Origin of the sequence: Micromonospora sp. NPDC049089 (assembly GCF_040648775.1) — a bacterium.
Lineage (GTDB): Bacteria > Actinomycetota > Actinomycetes > Mycobacteriales > Micromonosporaceae > Micromonospora.
The window spans coordinates 1-20,455 of sequence record NZ_JBEZEH010000105.1 but is presented as its reverse complement, the minus strand read 5'-3'; the positions used below and the strand labels follow the sequence as shown (position 1 = coordinate 20,455).

The following is a 20,455-nucleotide window of genomic DNA, read 5'->3' as shown; positions in this document are numbered from 1 at the left end:
GGGGGGGGCGGGGGGGGGGCCGGGCCCGCCCCCACCACGGCGAGCAGAGTCAGGTCAGGCCGGGCCGTCCGCCCCGCGCGGCCCGTCGGTGGATTCGGCGGTACGCAGCCAGACCGCTGTGTCGGACGGCAGCAACCCGTCGTCGAGCGGCCCGCTGGCCAGCAGCCGCTCCCCCTGAGCTGGCATCGGCACCGGCGCGGCGGACAGGTTGACCAGGCAGGTGAAGCCCCCGCCACGGCTGAACGCCAACACCCCGTCCGGGGCGGGCAGCCAGGTCAGCTCGCCGTCACCGAGTGCCGGGTCGGCCTTGCGGGCCTGGATCGCCGCCCGGTACAGCTCCAGCATCGAGGCCGAGTCGCCGGTCTGCGCGCTGGCCGTCCGCTCCTTCCAGTCGGCCGGCTGCGGCAGCCAGGGCGCCGCGGCACCCTCGGGGCTGAACTCGAACGGCGGCTCGTCCCCGGCCCAGGGCAGCGGTACGCGGCAGCCGTCCCGACCGGGGTCGATCCGGCCGGACCGCTCCCACATGGGGTCCTGCCGCATCGCGTACGGGATGTCCTCGACCTCGTAGAGGCCCAGTTCCTCGCCCTGGTAGACGTAGGCGGCGCCGGGCAGCGACAGCGAGAGCAGCGCGGCGGCGCGGGCCCGGCGGGTGCCCAGCTCCAGATCGGTGGGGGTGCCCTCGCGCTTGGCGGCGAAGCTGAACCGCGTGTCAGCACGACCGTAGCGGGTGACGTGCCGGGTGACGTCGTGGTTCGAGAGCACCCAGGTGGCCGGCGCGTTGACCGGCGCGTGCGCGCTCAACGTCCCGTCGATGCTCTCCCGCAGCGCTGCCGCATCCCAGGCGCAGCCGAGGAAGTCGAAGTTGAACGCGGCGTGCAGCTCGTCCGGGCGCAGGTAGTTGGCGAACCGCTGCCGGTCCGGCAGCCACACCTCGCCGATCAGCGCCCGGTCGGCGTACTCGTCGGCGACCCGACGCCAGCCCCGGTAGATGTCGTGCACGCCGTCGAGGTCGTGGAACGGGTGCGGCTCGTCCTCGCGGACCTCGGGCAGCGTCCCGTCCTTGACCAGGAGCCCGGCCGAGTCGATCCGGATGCCGTCCACGCCCCGGTCGAACCAGAACCGCAGAATGTCCTCGAACTCCTCCCGCACCCGGGGGTGGTCCCAGTTGAAGTCCGGCTGCTGGGGGGCGAACAGGTGCAGGTACCAGTCGCCGGGGGTGCCGTCCGGGTTGGTGGTGCGGGTCCAGGTCTCGCCGCCGAACTCGCCGATCCAGTCGGTGGGTCGCTCATCGCCGTTGGGACCCCGGCCGGGCCGGAACCAGAACAGGTCCCGTTCGGGCGCGCCGGGTCCGCCGGCGAGCGCGGCCTGGAACCAGGGGTGCGCGTCGGAGCAGTGGTTGGGCACCACGTCGACGATGGTCCGGATGCCCAGCGCGTGCGCCTCCGCGATCAGCGCCTCCACCTCGGCCAGGGTGCCGAAGACCGGGTCGATGTCGCGGTAGTCGGAGACGTCGTAGCCGGCGTCCGCCATCGGCGACGGGTACCAGGGGCTGAACCAGATCGCGTCGACGCCGAGCGCGGACAGGTGGTTCAGCCGGGACCGGATGCCGGCGATGTCTCCGATGCCGTCGCCGTTACCGTCGGCGAAGCTCCGGGGATACACCTGGTAGATCACGGCTCCACGCCACCACGGACTTCTGTCAGCTGTGGACACGAGCACCTGCTTTCTGCGTCAGTACGTCGGCGGGTCCGCCGGACCTGGTCATGTGTCGGGCGAACGGTCGTTGTTCGCCGCGCGGAAGGATGCGGTGGTGGTTATCCCTTGATGCTGCCCGTGGTCAGACCGGACATGATGTTCCGTTGGAAGATCAGGAAGATGATGACCGTCGGGATCGCGGCGATGACCGACGCGGCGATCACCACGTTCATCGGTGTGCCGCCGGCGAAGGTGTAGATGCCGACGCTCACCGTCCGGGTCTCGGGCGAGGGCATGACCAGCTTCGGCCAGAGGAAGTCCTTCCACACCGCCGTCACGGCGAAGATCGAGACGACGCCGAGGATGGGACGCGACAGCGGCAGGATGATCGACCAGAGCGTACGCAGCGACGATGCCCCGTCCATGAGGGCGGCGGCCATCAACTCCTCGGGGATCGAGTCGAAGAACCGCTTCAGCAGGAAGATGTTGAACGCGTTGGCGACCATCGGCAGCCAGATGGCGAACGGCGAGTCCAGCAGGTTGATGTGCAGGATCGGCAGGTCGAGCACCGTCACGTACTGCGGCACGATGAGGACCATTGCCGGGATCATCAGCGTCGCCAGCATCAGGCCGAGGATCGCGTTGCCGAAGATCGGCCGGAGCTTGGACAACGAGTACGCCGCCGCGCTGTCGAAGACCAGTTGGAACAGCACCGCGCCGATCGCGTAGTAGAAGGTGTTGAACAGCAGTTTGGCGAGGGCCAGGTTGTTCCAGGCGTCGATGTAGTTCTGCGGCTGCGGGTCCTTCGGGAACAGCGAGGGTGGGGTCTGCGCGATCTCCTGGCCGGACTTGAGCGCGCCGGTGACCATCCAGTAGAGCGGGCCGAGGAACACGAGGGTGAACCCCGCCACGACGATGACCAGCAGCGTCCAGTAGATGACCTTGCCGCGCCCCCGGCTCAGCTGGGAGTGGGAGATGAGGGTCCGGGTTCCGGAATCCTGTGCCATTCCTCGCCGTCCTAGTCCTGTTTCGCAGTCAGCCGCACGTACACGGCGGAGAAGCCGGCCAGCACCACGAGCATGATCACGCCCAGCGCGGCGGCGCCGTTGAGGTCGTTCTGGAAGAACCCGTGCTGGTAGATGAGGTACGCCACCGAGGTCGCGGAGTCCTCCGCGCCCGCACCGTTGGCGAGGATCAGGGGCTCGATGAAGAGCTGCATGGTGGCGACGATCTGGAGCATCGCCAGGAGCGCGAGGATGAGCCGGGTCTGCGGGATCGTGACGTGCACGATCCGCCGCCAGATCCCGGCGCCGTCCAGCTCGGCGGCCTCGTAGAGCTCGCCGGGGATGTTCTGCAACGACGCCAGGTAGATGAGCACCGCACCGCCCATGTTCATCCAGGTCGACGCGACCACCATGGCCGGCATCGTCATTTCGGGCGACTGCATCCACTGCGAGGTGGGCAGGTGCAGCGCCTTGAGGATCGCGTTGAAGAGCCCGGCCTCGCTGGGGTCGTACGCGTAGAACTTGAAAAGGAACAGCGCCGAGGCCGGCGGCAGCATCACCGGCAGGTAGACCAGGATCCGCAGGTACCCCTTGGCGTGGCGGAACTCGTTGAGCAGGATCGCCACGAAGAACGGCACCACGTAGCCGAGGGCGAGCGCGAGCACCGTGAAGTAGAAGGTGTTCTGCCAGGCCGTCCAGAAGCTCGGGTCGGCGATGATGCGGGAGTAGTTGTCCCAGCCCACCCAGGTGGTCTCGCCGCGCCGGGTCCGCTGCAAGCTCATGACGATGCCGCGGATCATCGGGTACCAGGAGAAGACGACGAAGCAGAGCACCGCCCCGATCAGGAACGCGTGACCGGTCAGGTTGTCCCGTACCTTGCGGCCGAGGCTGGTGCGCTGCGGCCTCGCCGAGTACGGCGACGGCGGGCGGCCCGGTTTCCTGCGGGTCTCCGGGACGGTGGTGATCGCCAAGGCAACTCCTGGGTGAGTCGGTGACGTCGACGGCGCGGGGTGGGGAGTGTGGGGGCCGGGTCGGCGTACCGGCCCCCACACGATCGGTCAGCTCTCGGCGGCGAGGAGCTGGTTGACCTTCTCCTCGGCGGTCTTGAGCAGTGCGTCGATGTTCGAGTTCGGGTTGGTCAGCACACCCGACATCGCGGCATCGAGCACCGCGTAGACGGCCTGCGCGTTGCGCGGCTCACCCTTGATCGGAACCGGGGTCGCCTCGAAGAGCGCGAAGTTCGTCGTGTCGACGTTCGCGTTCGCCTTACGCAGCTCCAACTCCTGCTTCTGCGCGTCACTGCCGTTGGCGAAGAGCAGCGGCTGGGGCAGACCCACCGGGTAGTTCTGCGGCTTGGCCCGGACGTAGTCGAACTGGCCCTTGCCCGGGGTGAGCTTCTGGTACGCGACCCACTTCAGACCGGCCTTGACCTGCTCGGGAGAGAGGTCCTTCTTGAAGAAGTAGCCCTCGCCACCACCGAGCGTCCCCTTCGCCGCGCCGTCCTGGCCGGGAAGCGGAGCCATCGCCCAGTCCTGGAACTTGCCCTGGAACTGGCTGACGATCGCCTGGGTGGCGTCCGGCGCGCCGATGAACATGCCGACCTTGCCCGCGCCGGCGTTCGTCAGCAGGTCACCCCACTGAAGCAGCTGACGGGCGCCCATGCTGTTGTCGCCGTACCGCATGTCCTTGAGGTTCTGCAGGACCTGCTTGCCCATGGGGTTGTTGAAGTCGGCCTTCTTGCCGTCCTCGCTGAGCACCTTGCCGCCCTGCGAGTAGAGCAGGGAGGTGAAGTGCCAGCCGCCGGTGTTGCCGGCGCTGTACTCGGAGTAACCGGCGATGCCGTTGCCGAGCGCGGAGATCTTCTTGGCGGCGGCCCGGACCTCGGCCCAGGTCTTGGGCGGGCTGTTCACGTCCAGCCCGGCCTGCTGGAACAGGGCCTTGTTGTAGACCAGACCCATCGAGTAGTTCTTCACCGGAACGGCGTAGAGCTTGCCGCCGTCGGTGAAGACCTCCTTGAGCGCGGGGTCGACGCTGTCCCAGGTCGGGACGTTGTCCTTGTTGGCGTACTGGCTGATGTCCATCGCCTGACCGGAGTCGAGCACCTGCTGGAGATCGGTCATGTACCCGTAGAACACGTCGGTCACGGTGCCGCCGGCCAGGCGGGCGGTGAAGTCCGGCGGGTTGTTGCACTGCTCGCCGACGCTGACGCTCTTGATGGTGATGTCCGGGTTCTGCTTCTGGAACTCGGCGACGTCGTCGTTCCAGTTCTTCAGCAGCTCCTTCTGGGCGCCGACCGGCTGGCAGTCGACAGTGATGGTGACCTTGCCGCTGGCGTTCGAGCCCTTGTCGTCGCTCTTCGTGGAGCATGCCGTGAGGCTGAGCCCCAGGCCGGCCACGAGCGCAACCGCCGCAGCCTTTCGGTAGTGCGGTACGGACATCTGTCCATCCCTTCGGGAACGGGTGACTCCAATGACCTTCGCTGATCTGCGGTGATACGACCTGACGCCCAGTAGCTGCGTCGGAGCCAGGTGTGAGTGGAGTCACTGTAACGAGGCCGACTCATTTCGGCAAGGTATCGACGCTGTTCCGAAAGGACACGACGTGGTTACGACAGATGTTGGCAAGACGCTGAAAGACGCCCGACTTGTTAGCTATTGATGGCCTATGACCGGTCATTCGGCTCGGTCGATGCCGACGACGGCGAGCAACGACGAAAACGGCCGCCGACCGCGAGAGGCGGTCGACGGCCGAAGCGTCGTTCGGTGTGGTGCCTAGCGGCCGGGGGCGGGCGCGGTGGAACCCCGCACCACCAACTCCGGCTCGAACAGCAGCTCGTCCTGGAGGACGCCGGCACCCTCGATCTGGGTGACCAGCAGATCCACGGCGGCCTGCCCCATCGTCTCGATCGGCTGCCGCACAGTGGTCAACGGCGGATCGGTGCACGTCATGAAGGCGGAGTCGTCGAAACCCACCACCGACACGTCAGCCGGAACCGAACGTCCCAGCCGGCGGGCCGCCCGGATCGTGCCCAGCGCGAGCACGTCACTGGCGCAGATGATGCCGGTCACGCCCCGCTCGACCAACTTCGTCGCGGCGACCCGCGCTCCCTCCAACGAGAAGCTGGAGCGCTCGACGCACTCGGCGTCGCCCTCGCCCCAGCCGGCAGCCTGGGTCATCGCGTCGAGCTTGCGCCGGGACGGCACATGCCCCTCCGGGCCCAGCACCATGCCGATGCGTTCGTGCCCGAGCGAGCGCAGGTGCCCGTACGCCTGCTCCACCGCCACCGCGTCGTCGGTCGAGACCCGGGGGAACCCCAACTCGTCAACGCCGGCGTTGACCAGCACCACCGGAAGGCCCCGGTCGGTGAGCCGACGGTAGTGGTCGTGTCGGGCGTCGGTGAGCGCGTACGAACCACCAGCGAAGATCACCCCGGAGACCTGGTGGTCGAGGAGCATCTCCACATAGTCCATCTCGGAGACGCCGCCGATGGTGCGGGCACAGAGCGCCGGGGTGTAGCCGCGCTGGGCGAGAGTGCCGGTGACCACCTCGGCCAGCGCCGGGAAGATCGGGTTCTGCAACTCGGGCAGCACCAGCCCGACCAGCCGGGCGCGCTCGCCGCGCAGCTTGGTCGGCCGCTCGTAACCGAGCACGTCCAGCGCCGTGAGCACTGCGGTGCGGGTCGCCTCGGAGACCCCGTCACGGCCGTTGAGCACCCGGCTGACGGTGGCCTCGCTGACGCCCGCCTTCTTGGCAACTTCAGTCAACCGCTTGGTCACGGCCGCAATGGTACGTCACCTGCATGAAAGAAATGAACAGCAAAATGCGCTGCGCTTGCTGCCCACCGGCGGATCTGAGGTCAGGACAGGTCTTGTAGAGCGGTTTCGATGGCCCTGTGGAAGGTCGGGTACGCGTAGATCATGTGCCGGAGCTGACTCAGCGGCACCGCCGCGTGCACCGCCACCACCAGCGCGGACAGCACCTCGCCGCCGGCCGGGCCGGCCGAGGTCGCGCCGATCAGCACTCCCTGGTCGGCGTCCGCCACGACCTTGATGAAACCGTCGTCGCCGACCCGGTGGATCCAGCCCCGCGTCGAACTGCTCAGTTTGGTGAAACCGACCTGCACGTTGATGCCGCGGTCACGGGCCTGCTGCTCGGTGAGCCCGACCGCGCCGATCTCGGGATCGGTGAAGGTCACCCGGGGCAGCGCGCGGTAGTCGGCTCGCGGGATGGTGCCTGCTGACCCGCTCGATCCGCTGGCGGCCAGCGAACTGGACGCGCCCATCGCTCCGCCGACCACGCTGGAGGTGCCGCTGGCGTCCGCGCCCGCCTTCGCCTGCCGGGCGCGGGCCAGGATGTCGGCGATGACGATCCCCGCCTGGTACATGGCGATGTGCGTGAAGGCACCCTCGCCGGTGATGTCGCCGACCGCCCAGACGTGGTCGGTGACGTGCAGACGGTCGTCCACCGGGAGGTAACGCTGGCTGGCGTCCAGGCCGATCGTGTCCAGGCCCAGCTCGGCGAGGTGGGCCTTGCGGCCGGTCACCACCAGCAGCCGGTCGGCGGTGAACTCCGCGCCGCCGCCACCATGCAGGGTGAATCTGGTCCCGTCGTGCTCGACCCGTTCGGCGCGTACCCCGGTGTGGATCTCCACGCCGTCCGCGCGCAGCGCCGCGGCGGCGACCTCGGACGCCTCGGGTTCCTCGATGGCCAGCACACGGTCGAGCGCCTCGACCACTGTGACCCGGACCCCGAAGCGGGCGAAGACCTGCGCCAACTCCAGGCCGATCGCGCCGCCGCCCAGCACGAGCAGCGTCTTTGGCAGCTCCTCGACCTCGATCGCCTGGTGGTTGGTCCAGTACGGCGTGTCGGCCAGGCCGTCGATCGGCGGCACCGACGGGCGGGTGCCGGTGCCCAGCACCACCCCGTGTCGGGCCTCGAACACCTGGTCACCGACGCGGACCCGGCGTGGACCGTCGAGCCGACCGCTGCCCCGCACGAGTCGGCCACCCTTGCCGATGAACCGCTCCGCCGCGACAGTGTCGTCCCAGGTGTCGGTGGCTTCCTCGCGGATCCGCTTCGCCACCGGTGCCCAGTCCGGCTGGACCTGGGCCGTCCCGGCGAGCCCGTCGACCCGGCGAGCCTCGGCGAGCGCGTTGGCGGCTCTGATCATCATCTTGCTCGGGATGCAGCCCCAGTACGGGCATTCCCCGCCGACGAGATCCCGCTCGACGCCGATCACGCTCAGGCCGGCCTCGGCAAGTCGCTCGGCCACCTCCTCGCCGCCGACCCCGAGCCCGACCACGACCACATCCACCAGCTCCGGTTCCGCCACACCGAACAGCATCCCCCAGCGACACCACCCCAACCACCGGGGTCGCCGGAAAAGTCGGCACGCGCACCGGGCCCGGACGCCTACCGTGGCCGGATGCACGCACGCTTCGCTCCGGTCCGGGACTGCTTCCACGACCTGCTCGCCTCCGGCCGGGAAACCGGTGCCGCCCTGAGCATCTGGTACGACGGGCAACCGGTCGTGGACCTGACCGGCGGCTCCCGCAGCGGCCACGGGCCGGGCGGCGAGCCGTGGCTGCCGGACTCGCTGGTGAACGTCTACTCGGTGGGCAAGCCGGTGGCCGCGCTCTGCCTGTTGCTGCTCGTCGACCGGGGAGCCGTCGACCTCGACGCGCCAGTGGACCGGTACTGGTCGGAGTTCCACACTCCCGCCACAGTGCGTCAGGTGTTGTCGCACACCGCCGGGCTGCCGGCCTTCCCGGTGCCCCGACCGACCACCGCGATCGCCGACTGGGCGCTGCTCACCGGCGACCTGGCCGCCGCCGACCCGGAGTGGTCGCCGGGCACTGTCGCCGGGGAACACGCCTGGACGTACGGGCACCTGGTGGGCGAGGTGGTCCGCCGCGTCGACGGGCGGCCGGTGGGCCGTTTCCTGGCCGAGGAGATCGCCGACCGGTGGCAGCTCGACCTCGGCTTCGGGCTGACCGAGGCGGACCAGTCGCGCTGCGCGGACCTGCGGTACGGCGACCCGGGGTGGCCGACCCGGGCGCTCGGTGAGCCGGGCTCGCTGCGGGCGCGGGCGCTGGGCAACCCGGCCGGCGGGCTGGACCTGGCCGTCCTGAACAGCCCACTGTGGCGGGGCGCCGAGATGCCGGCCGTCAACCTGCACGCCACCGCTCCCAGCCTGGCCCGGCTCTACGCCGGCCTGCTGGCCGGTGGTGTCCTGGACGGGGTTCGGCTGTTCAGCCCGGATCTGGTCGCGGAGGCGACCCGGGTCCAGTACGACGGACCGGACCTGGTGTTGGACCGCGACGCCCGCTGGACGTTGGGTATGCAACGGGAGCCGGACGGCAGCTGGGGCATGGGCGGCATCGGCGGCAGCAGCGCGTGGGCCGACCCCGATCGGGGCTACACCTTCGCGTACGCCACGGCGCATCTCGCCGAGCACGACCGGGTCGACGAACTGGTCGAGGTGTTGCACTCGGTGCTCTGATCAGCGCAGCCAGACGGGGTCGGTGCCGGGCACCGAGAGGGGCGGCGGGTAGTCGAGCGTCTGGCGCAGGGCCTCGGGCAGTCGCCACGGTTGGTGGACGGCCTTGCCCTGCACCGCGGCCAGCTCCGGCACCCACCGGCGCACGTAGACGCCGTCCGGGTCGTACCGTTCGGCCTGCCGGACCGGGTTGAACCCCCGGTAGGGCTTCGTGTCGTTGCCGGTGCCGGCGACCCACTGCCAGTTGCCGGAGTTGTTCGCCACGTCCCCGTCGAGCAGCCAGCGGAAGAAGACCGCCACCCCGGACCGCCAGTCCTGCCCGAGGTGCTTGGTCAGGTAGCCGGCGGTGATCAGCCGGGCGCGGTTGTGCATCCAGCCCTGGGCCAGCATCTGCCGCATCCCGGCGTCGACGATCGGCATTCCGGTGCGTCCCTCGGTCCAGGCCGCCAACGCGTCGTCGTCGTAGCGCCACTGCTCGGTGGCACCCCGCCGGTACGCCGCGGTCGAGATCTCCGGGAAGGCGGCGGTGACCTGGTAGTAGAAGTCCCGCCAGCAGAGCTGCCTGACGAACGGGCCGGACCGGTCGCCGGCGCGGTTGGCCACCGCCAGCGGCGACACGCAGCCGAAGCGCAGGTACGGGCTGAGCCGGGAGGTGTCGTCGCCGGCCATGTCGTCGTGCTGATCGCCGTACCGGTTCAGGTCGGGCAGCCAGTCGGTGAGCCGCTGGCGGGCGACCCGCTCGCCTCCGATGGCCGTGTCGGGCGAGTCGCCGCTCGGCAGCGCCGGCAACCGACCCACGCGTACCCGGTCGGGCAGCGCGATCCGCCGAGGCGCGGCCAGCTCCTCGCGCCACCGGTTGGCCGCCCAGGCCCGGTGGTACGGGCTGAACACCCGGTAGTGGTCGCCGCCGCCACCGGGGCGCAACGCGCCCGGCTCGACAACCGTCAACCCGGGAAACAGGCGCAGGTGCAGCCCATGCCGCTCACACTCGGCGCGTAGTCGCCGCTCCCGGCGGCCGGCGTAGTGGCTGACGTCGGCCGAGAGCGCGACGGCGGTGGCCCCGACCTCGTCGGCCAGCCGGATCGTCTCGGCCACCGGGTCGCCGTGCCGGACCACAAGGTCCCCGCCACGCTCGCGGAGTTGGTCGCGCAGGTCGGCGAGGGCCTGGTGCAGGAAGCGGGTGCGGTTGGCGGAGAGGTCGGCCAGCGCCGGGTCGAGCACGTACAGCGGCACCACCTGGTCGAACGCCACACAGGTGGTGGCCAGCGCCGGGTGGTCGTTCACCCGCAGGTCGCGGGTGAAGAGCACGATCGCCGTACTCGCGGTCACCGGCTCTCCGGCTCGATCGTCGGCCCGGGGATGACGACCGGCGTACCCGTCGAGGTGAGCAGGGCCCGCGCGGCCACCGCCATCCGTCGCCGCTGCGGCACCAGGGCCCGCTGGACGAAGACGTCGTAGTCCTGCGCGGCCACCTCGTCGAGGATGCCGCCATAGAGGGCGTACGCGGTGCGCATGCAGGCCTGCGAGGCGGGCGCCAGCATGGTGATGCCCGGCGCGGCGGCGGCGTAGTGCGCCTGGGCGCGGGTCACCTCGTACTCGATCAGCTCACGGATCCGGGGGGTGACGCGGCCCCGGGCGCGGGCCTCGGCCAACTCCTCGCGGGTGACCCCGAACTTCGCCATGTCCTCGTCCGGCAGGTAGGTGCGGCCCCGGTCGAGGTCCTCGGCGACGTCCCGGATGAAGTTGGTGAGCTGGAAGGCGAAGCCGAGTTGCCGGGCCGGCTCCCGGGCTGCCACCGGGTCGGAGCTGCCCAGGATCGGCAGCATCATGGTGCCGATGACCGCCGCCGAGCCCTCCATGTAGTCGAGCAGGTGGTCGTAGGTCGGGTACGCGGTGACGGTCAGGTCCATCGCCATGCTCTTCAGAAACGACGCAAAGTCGTCCCGGTCGAGATCGAAGACGGCGATCGTGTGCAGCACCGCCGGCAACAGTGGGTCGTCGACCGGCGCACCGTGCAGACCGGCCACGAACTGGCTGGCCCAGCGGTCCAGCAGAGCGGCCCGCTCGGCCGGCGGCAGGTCCTCGGTGCTGTCGACGATCTCGTCCGCGTAGCGCGTGAACCCGTAGAGGGCGTGCACATGTCGTCGTTTCCACGCGGGAAGCAGGCGGGTGGCGAGATAGTAGGTGCGGCCGTGGCGTTTGTGCAGCTCACGGCACCGGTCATAGGCAGCGGTGAGATCAGTTTCCACCGGGCCCTCCTCCATTATCGACGCACCAATCGACGCAACTCGTAGCCTAGGGTACGCTCAGCCGCATGGCCAACGACGCAGTTGCGGGCAACGTGACCCGCGTGGCGCCGGCAGGGCCGGCCGACGGAGACGATCCGGTCCGCGCCGTTCTGGCTGCTTACACCCGCGATCTGGTCACGGCGGTCGATGAAACCCTTGACACTTTCCTCACCGCCGAGGTCGACACCCTCAACGAGATCGACGCGTCGATGGGCAGCTTCGCCGCCACCGCGCGGGAAGCCGTCCTGACGGGCGGCAAGCGGATCCGGTCCACGTTCGCCTACTGGGGCTGGCGTGGGGCCGTCGGCGGCACCGCGGCGCTGCCACCGGTGCTGCCCGCGCTGGCCGCGCTCGAGCTGCTGCACACCTTCGCGCTGGTGCACGACGACGTCATGGACGCGTCCACCACCCGCCGTGGCCGGCCCACCGCCCACGTCGCGCTCGCCGAACAGCACGTCGCCGCCGGCCACCGGGGAGATCCCGGCCGGTTCGGTGAGGCCGTCGCCGTGCTCATCGGCGACCTCTGCATGGTCTGGGCCGACCAGTTGTTGGCCCACGCCTCGGTGCCGTCGAGCCGGCTCTTCGAGGTGCGCCGCTGCTACGACCAGATGCGGGTCGAGACGGTCGCCGGGCAGTATCTCGACGTGCTCGGTGAGAACGACCCGGCCAGCTGGTCGGTCGACCGGGCACTACGGGTGGCCCGCTACAAGACCGCCAGCTACACAGTCCAGCGACCACTGCTCTTCGGCGCCTGCCTGGCCGGGGTGCCCGCCGACGACCCGCTGGTCTCCGCGTACTCCCGCTACGGCCTGGCTGTCGGCGAAGCGTTCCAGCTCCGCGACGACCTGCTGGGCGTCTACGGCGACCCGGCGGCCACCGGCAAACCGGCCGGGGACGACCTGCGCACCGGCAAGCCGACCACGCTGCTCACGCTGGCCCGTGAACTGGCCACCCCGGCCCAGCTCGCGGCGTTGGAGCGGGCCGCCGACGGATCGGTCGACACATTCGCCGAGCTGGTCGCCGAGACCGGCGCGGTGACCCGGGTGGAGCAGATGATCGCCGAGCGGGTCAGCGACGCGCTGGCCGCGCTCGACACCGCACCCGTGGACCAGACGGCGCGGACCGCATTGACGGGGCTGGCCACCGCCGCTGCCAACCGGCGGGCCTGATGAGCGACTCGAGCGAGGAGGTGGTCACGTGCGGACGGTGACAGGACGGACGGACCGGGTGGTGGTCGTCGGGGCCGGGCTGGGCGGGCTCGCCTGCGCGCTGCACCTGGCCGGCAGCGGTCGACAGGTGACGGTGCTGGAACGCGAGCCGGTGCCCGGCGGGCGGGCCGGACGCCTCGGCGTGGACGGCTACGAGTTCGACACGGGCCCGACCGTGCTCACCATGCCCGACCTGATCGCCGAGGCGCTCGGCGCGGTCGGCGAGGAGCTGCACGACTGGCTGGACCTGACCCCGCTCGACCCCGCCTACCGGGCGTACTACCCGGATGGCTCGACCCTCGACGTGCTCACCGACACCACCCGGATGGCGGCCGAGATCTCCCGGGTGTGCGGGCCCCGGGAAGCCGACGGCTACCTGCGGTTCGTCGAGTACGCGCGAGAGCTGTGGCGGCTGGAGCGCACCGACTTCATCGAGCGCAACCTGGACGCGCCGACCGACCTGATCACCGGCAACCTGCTCAAGTTGCTCAGCGGCGGGGCTTTCCGACGCCTCCAGACGAAGATCAACCAGTTCTTCCGGGACCCACGTACCCAGCGGATCTTCTCCTTCCAGGCGATGTACGCCGGCCTCGCGCCACACGACGCGCTGGCCATCTACGCGGTGATCGCGTACCTCGACTCGGTGGCCGGGGTCTACTTCCCACGCGGCGGCATCCACGCGGTCTCCAGGGCGATGGCCGGCGCGGCCGAGAAGCACGGCGTGCAGATCCGGTACGACACCACAGTGACCCGGGTGGAGACCGTCAACGGCCGCGCCACCGGCGTGCTCACCGCCGACGGCGACCTGGTGCCGGCGGACGTGGTGGTGCTCAACCCCGACCTGCCAGTCGCCTACCGGGACCTGCTCCCCGCCGCGCCGCAGCGCCGGCTCACCTACTCGCCGTCCTGCGTCGTTCTGCACGTCGGCTCCCGACAGGCCTATGCGAAGATCGCCCATCACAACATCCACTTCGGGCGCGCGTGGAAGGGCACCTTCGATGAGGTCATCCGACGGGGTGAGCTGATGACCGATCCGTCGCTGCTGGTGACCAACCCCAGCCGGACCGACCCCGCGGTGGCCCCGCCGGACCGACACACCTACTACGTGCTCGCCCCGGTGCCCAACCTGCACCGGGCGCCGTTCGAGTGGCGCGGCGACCTGACCCAGCGCTACACCGACCAGCTCATCGGCACCCTGGAGGAGCGCGGCTACGTCGGCTTCGGCGCCGGGGTCGAGGTGCTCCGGGCGATCACCCCCGCCGAGTGGGAGGAGCAGGGGATGGCCGCCGGCACCCCGTTCGCCGCCGCGCACACCCTCTTTCAGACCGGCCCGTTCCGCCCGTCCAACCTGCACCGCGACCTGTCGAACGTGGTCTTCGTCGGCTCCGGGACCCAACCCGGCGTCGGCGTACCGATGGTGCTCATCTCCGGCAAGCTCGCCGCCGGCCGGATCACCGGGGAAGGCCGATGAGCAGCCGCGAGAAGCACCTTGTCGAGCTGGTCGACGAGACCGGCACGGCCCACGGCGAGACGACCGTCGCGGCCGCGCACCAACCACCGGGGCAGTTGCACCGGGCCTTCTCGGTGTTGCTGGTGGACCCGGACGGCCAGGTGCTGCTCCAGCGCCGAGCCGCCGTCAAGACCCGGTTCCCGCTGCGCTGGGCCAACTCCTGCTGCGGCCACCCGCAGCCTGGCGAGTCGCTCGCCGAGGCGGCCAACCGACGGCTGCGCGAGGAGTTGGGCGCGGGCCCGGTCGAGCTGACCGAGGTCGGAATCTACGTCTACTACGCCGAGGACCCGGCGACCGGTCGGGTCGAGTTCGAGTACGACCACGTGCTGCGCGGCGAGTTCCTGCCCGGCGCTCCGCTGCTGCCCGACCCGGACGAGGTAGCCGAGCTGCGGTGGGCCGACCCCGCCGCGTTGGAGGCTGAGTTGAAGCTCGACCCCCGGTCGTACGCGCCCTGGCTGGGCGGGGTGGTGCACCGGCTGCTCCGCCCCGCGGAGTCCCGGTCGGGCGCAACCGGCCCGGCCATGACGCTGCCCGGATCGTCGGCGGATGACACGGCGGAGCGGTCGGGTGGTCGATGAGGCGCTGAGCGCGGGCGCCGTCGCACGTCGGTTGGGGGTCGCGGTGACGACCCTCCGCACCTGGCACCAGCGCTACGGGCTCGGGCCCAGCGAACACATCCCCGGTCACCACCGCCGGTACACACCCACCGATCTGGCCCGTCTCGAAATCATGCGACGGCTCACCGCCGAGGGAGTGAGCCCCGCCGAGGCGGCCCGCTGGGCCCGCCAGGCACCGGACCCGATGCCCAACGGCACCGTCGCCCCCGCCCGGATCCACCCGACCGGCCGGGACGGCGGCGGCTCCATCCCGGTCGGCCGCGCCGGTCCGGCGGCGCGCGGCCTGGCCCGGGCCGCCATGCGACTGGACACGGCGGCGATCAGCGAGACGATCGCGCACGCCCTGGCCACCAACGGGGTCGTGGCCACCTGGGAGGGCCTGCTGCGCCCGGTGCTCGCCGGCATCGGCGAACGGCACGCCGCCACCGCCGGCCTGATCGAGGTGGAACACCTGATGTCCCGCTGCGTCTCGGAAGCGCTCGCGGCGGCCAGTCGGGCCAAGGTCCCCACCGGGCCGGCCCGGATCCTGCTCTCCTGCGCCGACGAGGAACAGCACACGCTGCCACTGGAAGCGTTGGCGGCAGCTCTCGCGGAAGCCGGTGTCAGCTACCGGATGCTCGGCGCCCGGGTGCCGGTGGCCGCTCTCGTCGAGGCGGTCAACCGGACCGGACCCGCCGCCGTGGTGCTCTGGTCGCACACCCGGGCCACCGCCGACCCGACCCAACTCAGCGCACTGCTCGCTGCCCCCCGGCGCCCGTTGCTGGTGCTCGCCGCCGGCCCCGGCTGGCGAGCCGACACACTGCCCGCCGGGGTGGTGCGGCCGGTCGACCTGGCCGAGGCGGTCTCGCTCTCCGCCGCCGTCCGCGACTCCCTGGACCAGTCGAGGCGTGACTGATCGCACTGTCGCCGGATCGCGGCGTGAACTACCGTCGGGCGGGTCCGCCTACCCCGACCCTCCGGGAGCGAGCACATGCAAGCCCGCGCCATCCTGGCGTCCGTCCTCGCCGTGGCGCTGCTCCTGTCCGGCTGCGCCCAGCCAACCCGCACCATCACACCCGCCGCCGCTCCGAAGCCGGTGGCATCGACACCGCCGCCCACCCCGAAACCGCACCCCAGCGTCACCAAGCCGGCCAAGCCGCCACTGCGGCCGCTGCCGGCCAAGCTCCCCTCCGGCCTGGGGCGCAACACCGGCGTACGCCCGGTGGCCCTGACGTTCGACGACGGGCCCAGCCCGGCCTGGACACCCAAGGTGCTCGACCAGCTGAAGGCCGCCAAGGTGACAGCGACCTTCTGCGTCGTCGGTCGCGAGGCACAGCGTCACCCGGAGTTGGTCCGGCGGATCGTCCGGGAGGGACACCAGCTCTGCAACCACAGCTGGCGACACGACCTCGAGCTCGCCCGTCGACCCGTCGGCGAAATCCGGGCCGACCTGGACCGCACCAACAAGGCCATCCAGAAGGCCGTTCCCGGCGCGAAGGTGTCGTTCTACCGGCAGCCCGGCGGCCGGTGGACGTCGGAGGTGGTCAGGGTGGCCAAGGACCTCGGCATGCGTCCACTGCACTGGTCGGTCGACCCGCAGGACTGGGACAAGCCGACCGCAGCCACGATCGGCAAGCGTGTCCACGCCGCCACCCGGCCCGGTGCGATCGTTCTTCTGCATGACGGAGGCGGTGATCGGGCCGCGACACTCGCCGCATGCCCAAAGATGATCGCCGATCTGAAGCAGCGCTTCGGCATCACCCGACTCCACTAGAACCGCTCTGACCTGCTGTTATTGCCCGTCCCAAGCCCTTGCCGACACCGATTTTGTCGACCGACGGAGCATCACGTATGCTTTCGGAGCCTCCGGCGGGGCCGGATGGGAGCAAGTCCGCTTGAAGTTGCGAGTGTGCAATGATGGCGGGGCCGCCCTCATCGTCTAGCGGCCCAGGACGCCGCCCTTTCAAGGCGGTAGCACGGGTTCGAATCCCGTTGGGGGCACGACCGGCGAAAGCCGGGGCAAGGCCGGCGCAAGCCGGAGCAACACAAGCTAGGTCCTGTGGAGCAGTTGGAGTGCTCGCCGCCCTGTCAAGGCGGAGGTCGCGGGTTCAAGTCCCGTCAGGACCGCAGCGCTGACGCCGCGCCCCGCGCGGCGTTCTGCGTATCGGAGCAGGTCGCCTTGCCGCCGGTTCGTCCGGTTGCCGGGTAACATGAGCCGAGCGACACGGCCAGGTAGCTCAGTTGGTACGAGCGTCCGACTGAAAATCGGAAGGTCGGCGGTTCGACCCCGCCCCTGGCCACATAGCCTTTCGCCGGGCTACAGAGATCCCCACCAGCGAATACGCAGGTGGGGATCTTGCTTTGGCGGGCGTGATCAACACGATTTTCTGGAAGTCGCGGGGTCCCGGCTGGCGCGACACCGCGTATTCAAGGAAACCGAGTCGATCATGCCTGCGGTCACCTCCGCATCAGGGCAGCGACGGCGGACATGCCGCACGGCCGCACGGCGTCAGTGGTCGCGGCGACCCTGCGGGCGATGCTGGGCCACGCTGCCCTGGATCGCCTCCCACACGCTGCGTCCGGCCTCTCGCAACGTCTCCCCCGCCTGCTCGGCGAACTGGGCTGCGCTCTGCGCCGCAGCCTGCGCCGCGCCCGGCAGACCACCGTCGCCGCCACCGGACGGGCTCGGACCCGACCCATCCGACTGCTTGCGGGCTTCTTCGGTGCGACGCGGACCCTCGTGCCGCTGACCTTCCGAGCCATCAGCAGCCGGCGGGCCGCTCTCCGACTCACGGCCCTCCGGACGCTGGCCCTCCTGCTGCTGCCCCTCCGGACGCTGGCCCTCCGGACGCTGGCCCTGCGGCTGCGCCTGGTCGGCCGGTCCTGGGCCACCGGCTCGCGGTCCAGGACCGCCGGCACCCGGTCCTGAGCCGACCGGGCCAGCCCCGGACCGACCCGCATCCGCCCGACCCGCATCCGCCCGATCCGCATCCGGCCGGTCAGGACCCGGTCGCCCGGAACCCGGCTGATCCAGCTCCGGCTGATCGAGACCACGGCGATCGGGACCACGGCGATCGGGACCACGGCGATCGGGGCCACGGCGATCGGGACCCGTCTGACCAGAGCCCGATGGCCAACCTGGACCAGTCCGGTCGGAGCCCGGCCGGTCGCGGTCGGCCACTGGGCTGGCCGCACCGACCTGCCGGCTCGGCTCGTCGCGGACGTCGTCCGAGCGTCGACCCGTTGCCTTGATCTCCGCTGAGCCTGCGGCCAGCTGCTGGGCACCGCGGTTCATGTCGTCGACGGCGGTGCCGGCCGTGCGCGCGAGCGTCTCGATGATGTGTGGGTTGTGGTCGAGCGTGTCGAGCGCGCGGCCCAGGATTCTGGTCAACTGCTCCAACCGCACCCGCAGCTGCGCCTCGGCGTTCACCCCGTCGATGTTCAACTCGCCGCCGTTGAGGTGCACCCGTACGCCGGCGTCGACCTGGAGCAGGTTGGCCACCCGGGCCCGCAGCGACAGGTCGGCCTCCAGACCGTCGACCGCCAGTCGGATGGAGTCGACGGTGACCTTCGGAATGTCGAGCAGGACGTCCGGGTCTGCGGCGTCGTCGACGGTCCGGTCCGGCCCTCGTTGCTGCGCGTTCTCGCTCATGATCTCCCGCCCGCCCGCCCGAAAGTCCCGGTCGTCCGCGCGGTTACCCGCTTTCCGGCCGGGCATCCCGTCCGTGACGACTCGACGACCCTCTGTCTGGAACCGGGCACCGCGCGAAGCTGCACACCGAGGCATCAGCCGGTATGGTCCGGGCCTATGGGACAGGAATTGACTGATCCGGCCGACATCCGGCAGGACGTCGGCCAGTTCTCTCTCCGGTGCAGCGTTCTCGTCCCGGGTGCTGCCGAGCACGCATTCGCGGTCTTCAGCGACGAGCTGACCGACTGGTGGGTCACCGAATACACCTGGTCCGGCCCGGACGCACTGGCCGAGCTGGGCATGGAGCCTCGGGCCGGCGGCATGCTCTACGAGATCGGCCCGTACGGTTTCCGGGCCGACTGGGGCCGGGTGCTCACCTGGGATCCGCCTCGCCGACTGGTCTTCGTGTGGCAGATCGGCCCCGACCGGGCACCGGTGCCGGACCCGGCCCGCGCGAGCGAGGTCGAGGTGCTGTTCCATGCCGAGGGGCCGGAACAGACCCGGCTCGAACTGGAGCACCGGCACTTCGACCGGCACGGCGAGGCTGCCGAGGGTTACCGCAAGGCGCTCACGGCCGGCTGGCACGAGCTGCTCACCCGCTACGTCGCCACGGTGTCGCGCCATCGCCCCAGCACGGCGGCCTGACGGCCTACCGGGTCACCGACCGAGCCGCCGACCAGCAGCGGCACCGCCGAGGTCCCGACCACCGAGGTTCGCGCGTTCCCCGGCCTCCGCCCCCGAACCGAAGCCGGTGCCGCCCAACCGACGTGGCGGTGCCGTACGCAGCCGTGGGTACTCCTCGGTGAGCCGGCGCTGCACCCGGTCGGACCGGTCGGCCAGCACCAGCGCCACCGACGGGGTGCCCGACTCGCTGGCCGCCGCCGACTCCGCCGCCCAGAGTCGCCCTCCGACCACCTCCGCGAAGCCGGCCAGCCAGGAGCGGCGGAAGGCGGCTGGGTGGTCGTCGGCGGGCACCTCGGTGGCGGCCAGGCCGTGCGCCGCCTGCACGAGCAGTGAGGTGAAGAGCAGGTCGACCCGTTCCAGGTCACTGGCGAAGCCGAAGAGGTGCAGGGCGAAGCCGTTGCCCTGCCGGCGGCGTACGCAGCGGCAGCGCAGCGGCTCGGCCACCGCGGCGAGCAGGCCGACCTTGTCGCGGGCGTACGGGGCGACGACGTCGAGCACCCGATCGCCGACCGGGTCGGTGGTCGGGTCCCGGGCGGCGAGCAGCGCCCGGTCGACGCCGTAGCGGGCGATCAGCTCGGTCGCCTTGGCGGTGAACGCGGCGGACTCGGCCGGCGTGCAGGCCGGGTCCTCGGCCTGGGCCAACAGCTTGCGCACCTTGCTGAGCATGGCCTCGGACATGCCTACAGAGCTACCACACGGGCCGGACACCACCGGGGCCGCGCGGCAATCGATCGATACGTATCATCGTCACGGCCAGATGATCAGTCCGATACGGACCGTTGACCAACTGTTTGGAGGAACGAACGGATGCCATCCCCGACCGCTCGTCTGCTCGCCGTCGCCACGGCCATCGCACTGCTCGCCGTCGGCACGCCCGCCCAGGCAGAGCCGACCACCCCGACCACGCCGGTCAGCTCCGGGCCGAACGTGTTCGCCCCGCTCGCCACCTGTTACGGCGGGGCGGTCCGGTCGTACTTCGAGACCGGCCGCTACGGCGGCTCAGCCGGCCAGTACCGCACCACGACGCGCTGCCGCGACATCAACGTGCGCAACGCGAGCGTGTACGGCACCGACGCGTGCGTGATCTTCGTCGACAAGACGAGCGCCTGCAACTACTGGACGTACCTGCCGGCCAACTCGGGCTGGATCACGGTGGCGACCGACGTCCGGGACGGCGTCAACTTCCGGGTCCGCTTCGAGAACCTGCGCTACGAGTACGAACCGCTCATCGCGTACCACGCGTTCTGAGCGACCCGCACGGTCGCGGCGGCCCCCCCCCC

The 20,455-nt window shown here is 70.8% G+C and carries 18 protein-coding genes and 3 tRNA genes; 11 read left to right on the top strand and 10 right to left on the bottom strand.

The window, feature by feature from the left end; genetic code table 11:
• Positions 1-54: 54 nt before the first annotated feature.
• From AB0B48_RS19055 to AB0B48_RS19030, 6 genes are all read right to left on the bottom strand, one after another.
• Positions 55-1,674, bottom strand: coding sequence for a glycoside hydrolase family 13 protein (locus AB0B48_RS19055; RefSeq protein ID WP_357203101.1), 1,620 nt, complete (start codon positions 1,672-1,674; stop codon positions 55-57).
• Between the two features lie 140 nt (positions 1,675-1,814).
• On the bottom strand, positions 1,815-2,702 hold the full coding sequence (locus AB0B48_RS19050; protein WP_355004735.1) for a carbohydrate ABC transporter permease: 888 nt from the start codon (positions 2,700-2,702) through the stop codon (positions 1,815-1,817).
• 11 nt (positions 2,703-2,713) lie between these two features.
• The gene (locus AB0B48_RS19045) at positions 2,714-3,670 is read right to left on the bottom strand and encodes a sugar ABC transporter permease (protein WP_357203097.1); all 957 of its coding nucleotides are present in this window, start codon (positions 3,668-3,670) and stop codon (positions 2,714-2,716) included.
• An 87-nt stretch (positions 3,671-3,757) separates the two neighbouring features.
• The gene (locus AB0B48_RS19040; protein ID WP_357203094.1) at positions 3,758-5,137 is read right to left on the bottom strand and encodes an extracellular solute-binding protein; all 1,380 of its coding nucleotides are present in this window, start codon (positions 5,135-5,137) and stop codon (positions 3,758-3,760) included.
• A 333-nt stretch (positions 5,138-5,470) separates the two neighbouring features.
• The gene (locus AB0B48_RS19035) at positions 5,471-6,475 is read right to left on the bottom strand and encodes a LacI family DNA-binding transcriptional regulator (protein WP_357203091.1); all 1,005 of its coding nucleotides are present in this window, start codon (positions 6,473-6,475) and stop codon (positions 5,471-5,473) included.
• Positions 6,476-6,555: 80 nt separating this feature from the next.
• The gene (locus AB0B48_RS19030; protein WP_357203088.1) at positions 6,556-8,043 is read right to left on the bottom strand and encodes an FAD-dependent oxidoreductase; all 1,488 of its coding nucleotides are present in this window, start codon (positions 8,041-8,043) and stop codon (positions 6,556-6,558) included.
• An 81-nt stretch (positions 8,044-8,124) separates the two neighbouring features.
• Here AB0B48_RS19030 and AB0B48_RS19025 point away from each other — a divergent pair, with 81 nt between their 5' ends.
• Complete coding sequence (locus tag AB0B48_RS19025) at positions 8,125-9,201, top strand: serine hydrolase domain-containing protein (protein WP_357203085.1); 1,077 nt, start codon at positions 8,125-8,127, stop codon at positions 9,199-9,201.
• Here the strand turns inward: AB0B48_RS19025 and AB0B48_RS19020 are convergent, their stop codons facing one another.
• Positions 9,202-10,527 (bottom strand): deoxyribodipyrimidine photo-lyase, encoded by a 1,326-nt coding sequence (locus AB0B48_RS19020; RefSeq protein WP_357203082.1) that lies wholly within the window; start codon positions 10,525-10,527, stop codon positions 9,202-9,204.
• Positions 10,524-11,447, bottom strand: a complete 924-nt coding sequence (locus AB0B48_RS19015) for a phytoene/squalene synthase family protein (protein WP_357203079.1) — start codon at positions 11,445-11,447, stop codon at positions 10,524-10,526. The genes AB0B48_RS19020 and AB0B48_RS19015 overlap by 4 nt, the downstream gene beginning before the upstream one ends.
• Positions 11,448-11,512: 65 nt before the next feature.
• Here AB0B48_RS19015 and AB0B48_RS19010 point away from each other — a divergent pair, with 65 nt between their 5' ends.
• From AB0B48_RS19010 to AB0B48_RS18975, 8 genes are all read left to right on the top strand, one after another.
• Complete coding sequence (locus AB0B48_RS19010; protein WP_357203076.1) at positions 11,513-12,655, top strand: polyprenyl synthetase family protein; 1,143 nt, start codon at positions 11,513-11,515, stop codon at positions 12,653-12,655.
• Between the two features lie 28 nt (positions 12,656-12,683).
• Entirely contained in the window at positions 12,684-14,165 is a 1,482-nt protein-coding gene (gene crtI, locus AB0B48_RS19005; protein WP_357203073.1) for a phytoene desaturase family protein, read from the top strand.
• Positions 14,162-14,782, top strand: coding sequence for an isopentenyl-diphosphate Delta-isomerase (gene idi / locus AB0B48_RS19000; protein ID WP_355004726.1), 621 nt, complete (start codon positions 14,162-14,164; stop codon positions 14,780-14,782). The genes crtI and idi overlap by 4 nt, the downstream gene beginning before the upstream one ends.
• Positions 14,772-15,716 carry a MerR family transcriptional regulator gene (locus AB0B48_RS18995; protein WP_357203107.1) on the top strand — a complete coding sequence of 315 codons (945 nt, stop codon included), beginning with the start codon at positions 14,772-14,774 and terminating at the stop codon, positions 15,714-15,716. The genes idi and AB0B48_RS18995 overlap by 11 nt, the downstream gene beginning before the upstream one ends.
• Positions 15,717-15,791: 75 nt before the next feature.
• Entirely contained in the window at positions 15,792-16,574 is a 783-nt protein-coding gene (locus AB0B48_RS18990) for a polysaccharide deacetylase family protein (RefSeq protein WP_357203068.1), read from the top strand.
• 154 nt (positions 16,575-16,728) lie between these two features.
• Positions 16,729-16,801: transfer RNA gene (locus tag AB0B48_RS18985), tRNA-Glu, on the top strand.
• A 52-nt stretch (positions 16,802-16,853) separates the two neighbouring features.
• Positions 16,854-16,927: transfer RNA gene (locus tag AB0B48_RS18980), tRNA-Asp, on the top strand.
• A 99-nt stretch (positions 16,928-17,026) separates the two neighbouring features.
• Positions 17,027-17,100: transfer RNA gene (locus AB0B48_RS18975), tRNA-Phe, on the top strand.
• A 209-nt stretch (positions 17,101-17,309) separates the two neighbouring features.
• On the opposite strand, the gene AB0B48_RS18970 is transcribed toward AB0B48_RS18975, so the two are convergent.
• The gene (locus AB0B48_RS18970; protein WP_357203066.1) at positions 17,310-18,452 is read right to left on the bottom strand and encodes a hypothetical protein; all 1,143 of its coding nucleotides are present in this window, start codon (positions 18,450-18,452) and stop codon (positions 17,310-17,312) included.
• A 156-nt stretch (positions 18,453-18,608) separates the two neighbouring features.
• Here AB0B48_RS18970 and AB0B48_RS18965 point away from each other — a divergent pair, with 156 nt between their 5' ends.
• Positions 18,609-19,136: an SRPBCC family protein gene (locus tag AB0B48_RS18965; protein ID WP_355004723.1), complete on the top strand. Its 528-nt coding sequence runs from the start codon at positions 18,609-18,611 to the stop codon at positions 19,134-19,136.
• Between the two features lie 12 nt (positions 19,137-19,148).
• On the opposite strand, the gene AB0B48_RS18960 is transcribed toward AB0B48_RS18965, so the two are convergent.
• A complete protein-coding gene (locus AB0B48_RS18960) occupies positions 19,149-19,853 on the bottom strand; it encodes a DUF2786 domain-containing protein (RefSeq protein WP_357203063.1) in 705 nt (234 codons plus the stop codon).
• A gap of 129 nt (positions 19,854-19,982) precedes the next feature.
• Between AB0B48_RS18960 and AB0B48_RS18955 the strand changes: the two genes are divergently transcribed.
• Positions 19,983-20,423 (top strand): hypothetical protein, encoded by a 441-nt coding sequence (locus AB0B48_RS18955; RefSeq protein WP_357203060.1) that lies wholly within the window; start codon positions 19,983-19,985, stop codon positions 20,421-20,423.
• Positions 20,424-20,455: the final 32 nt, after the last annotated feature.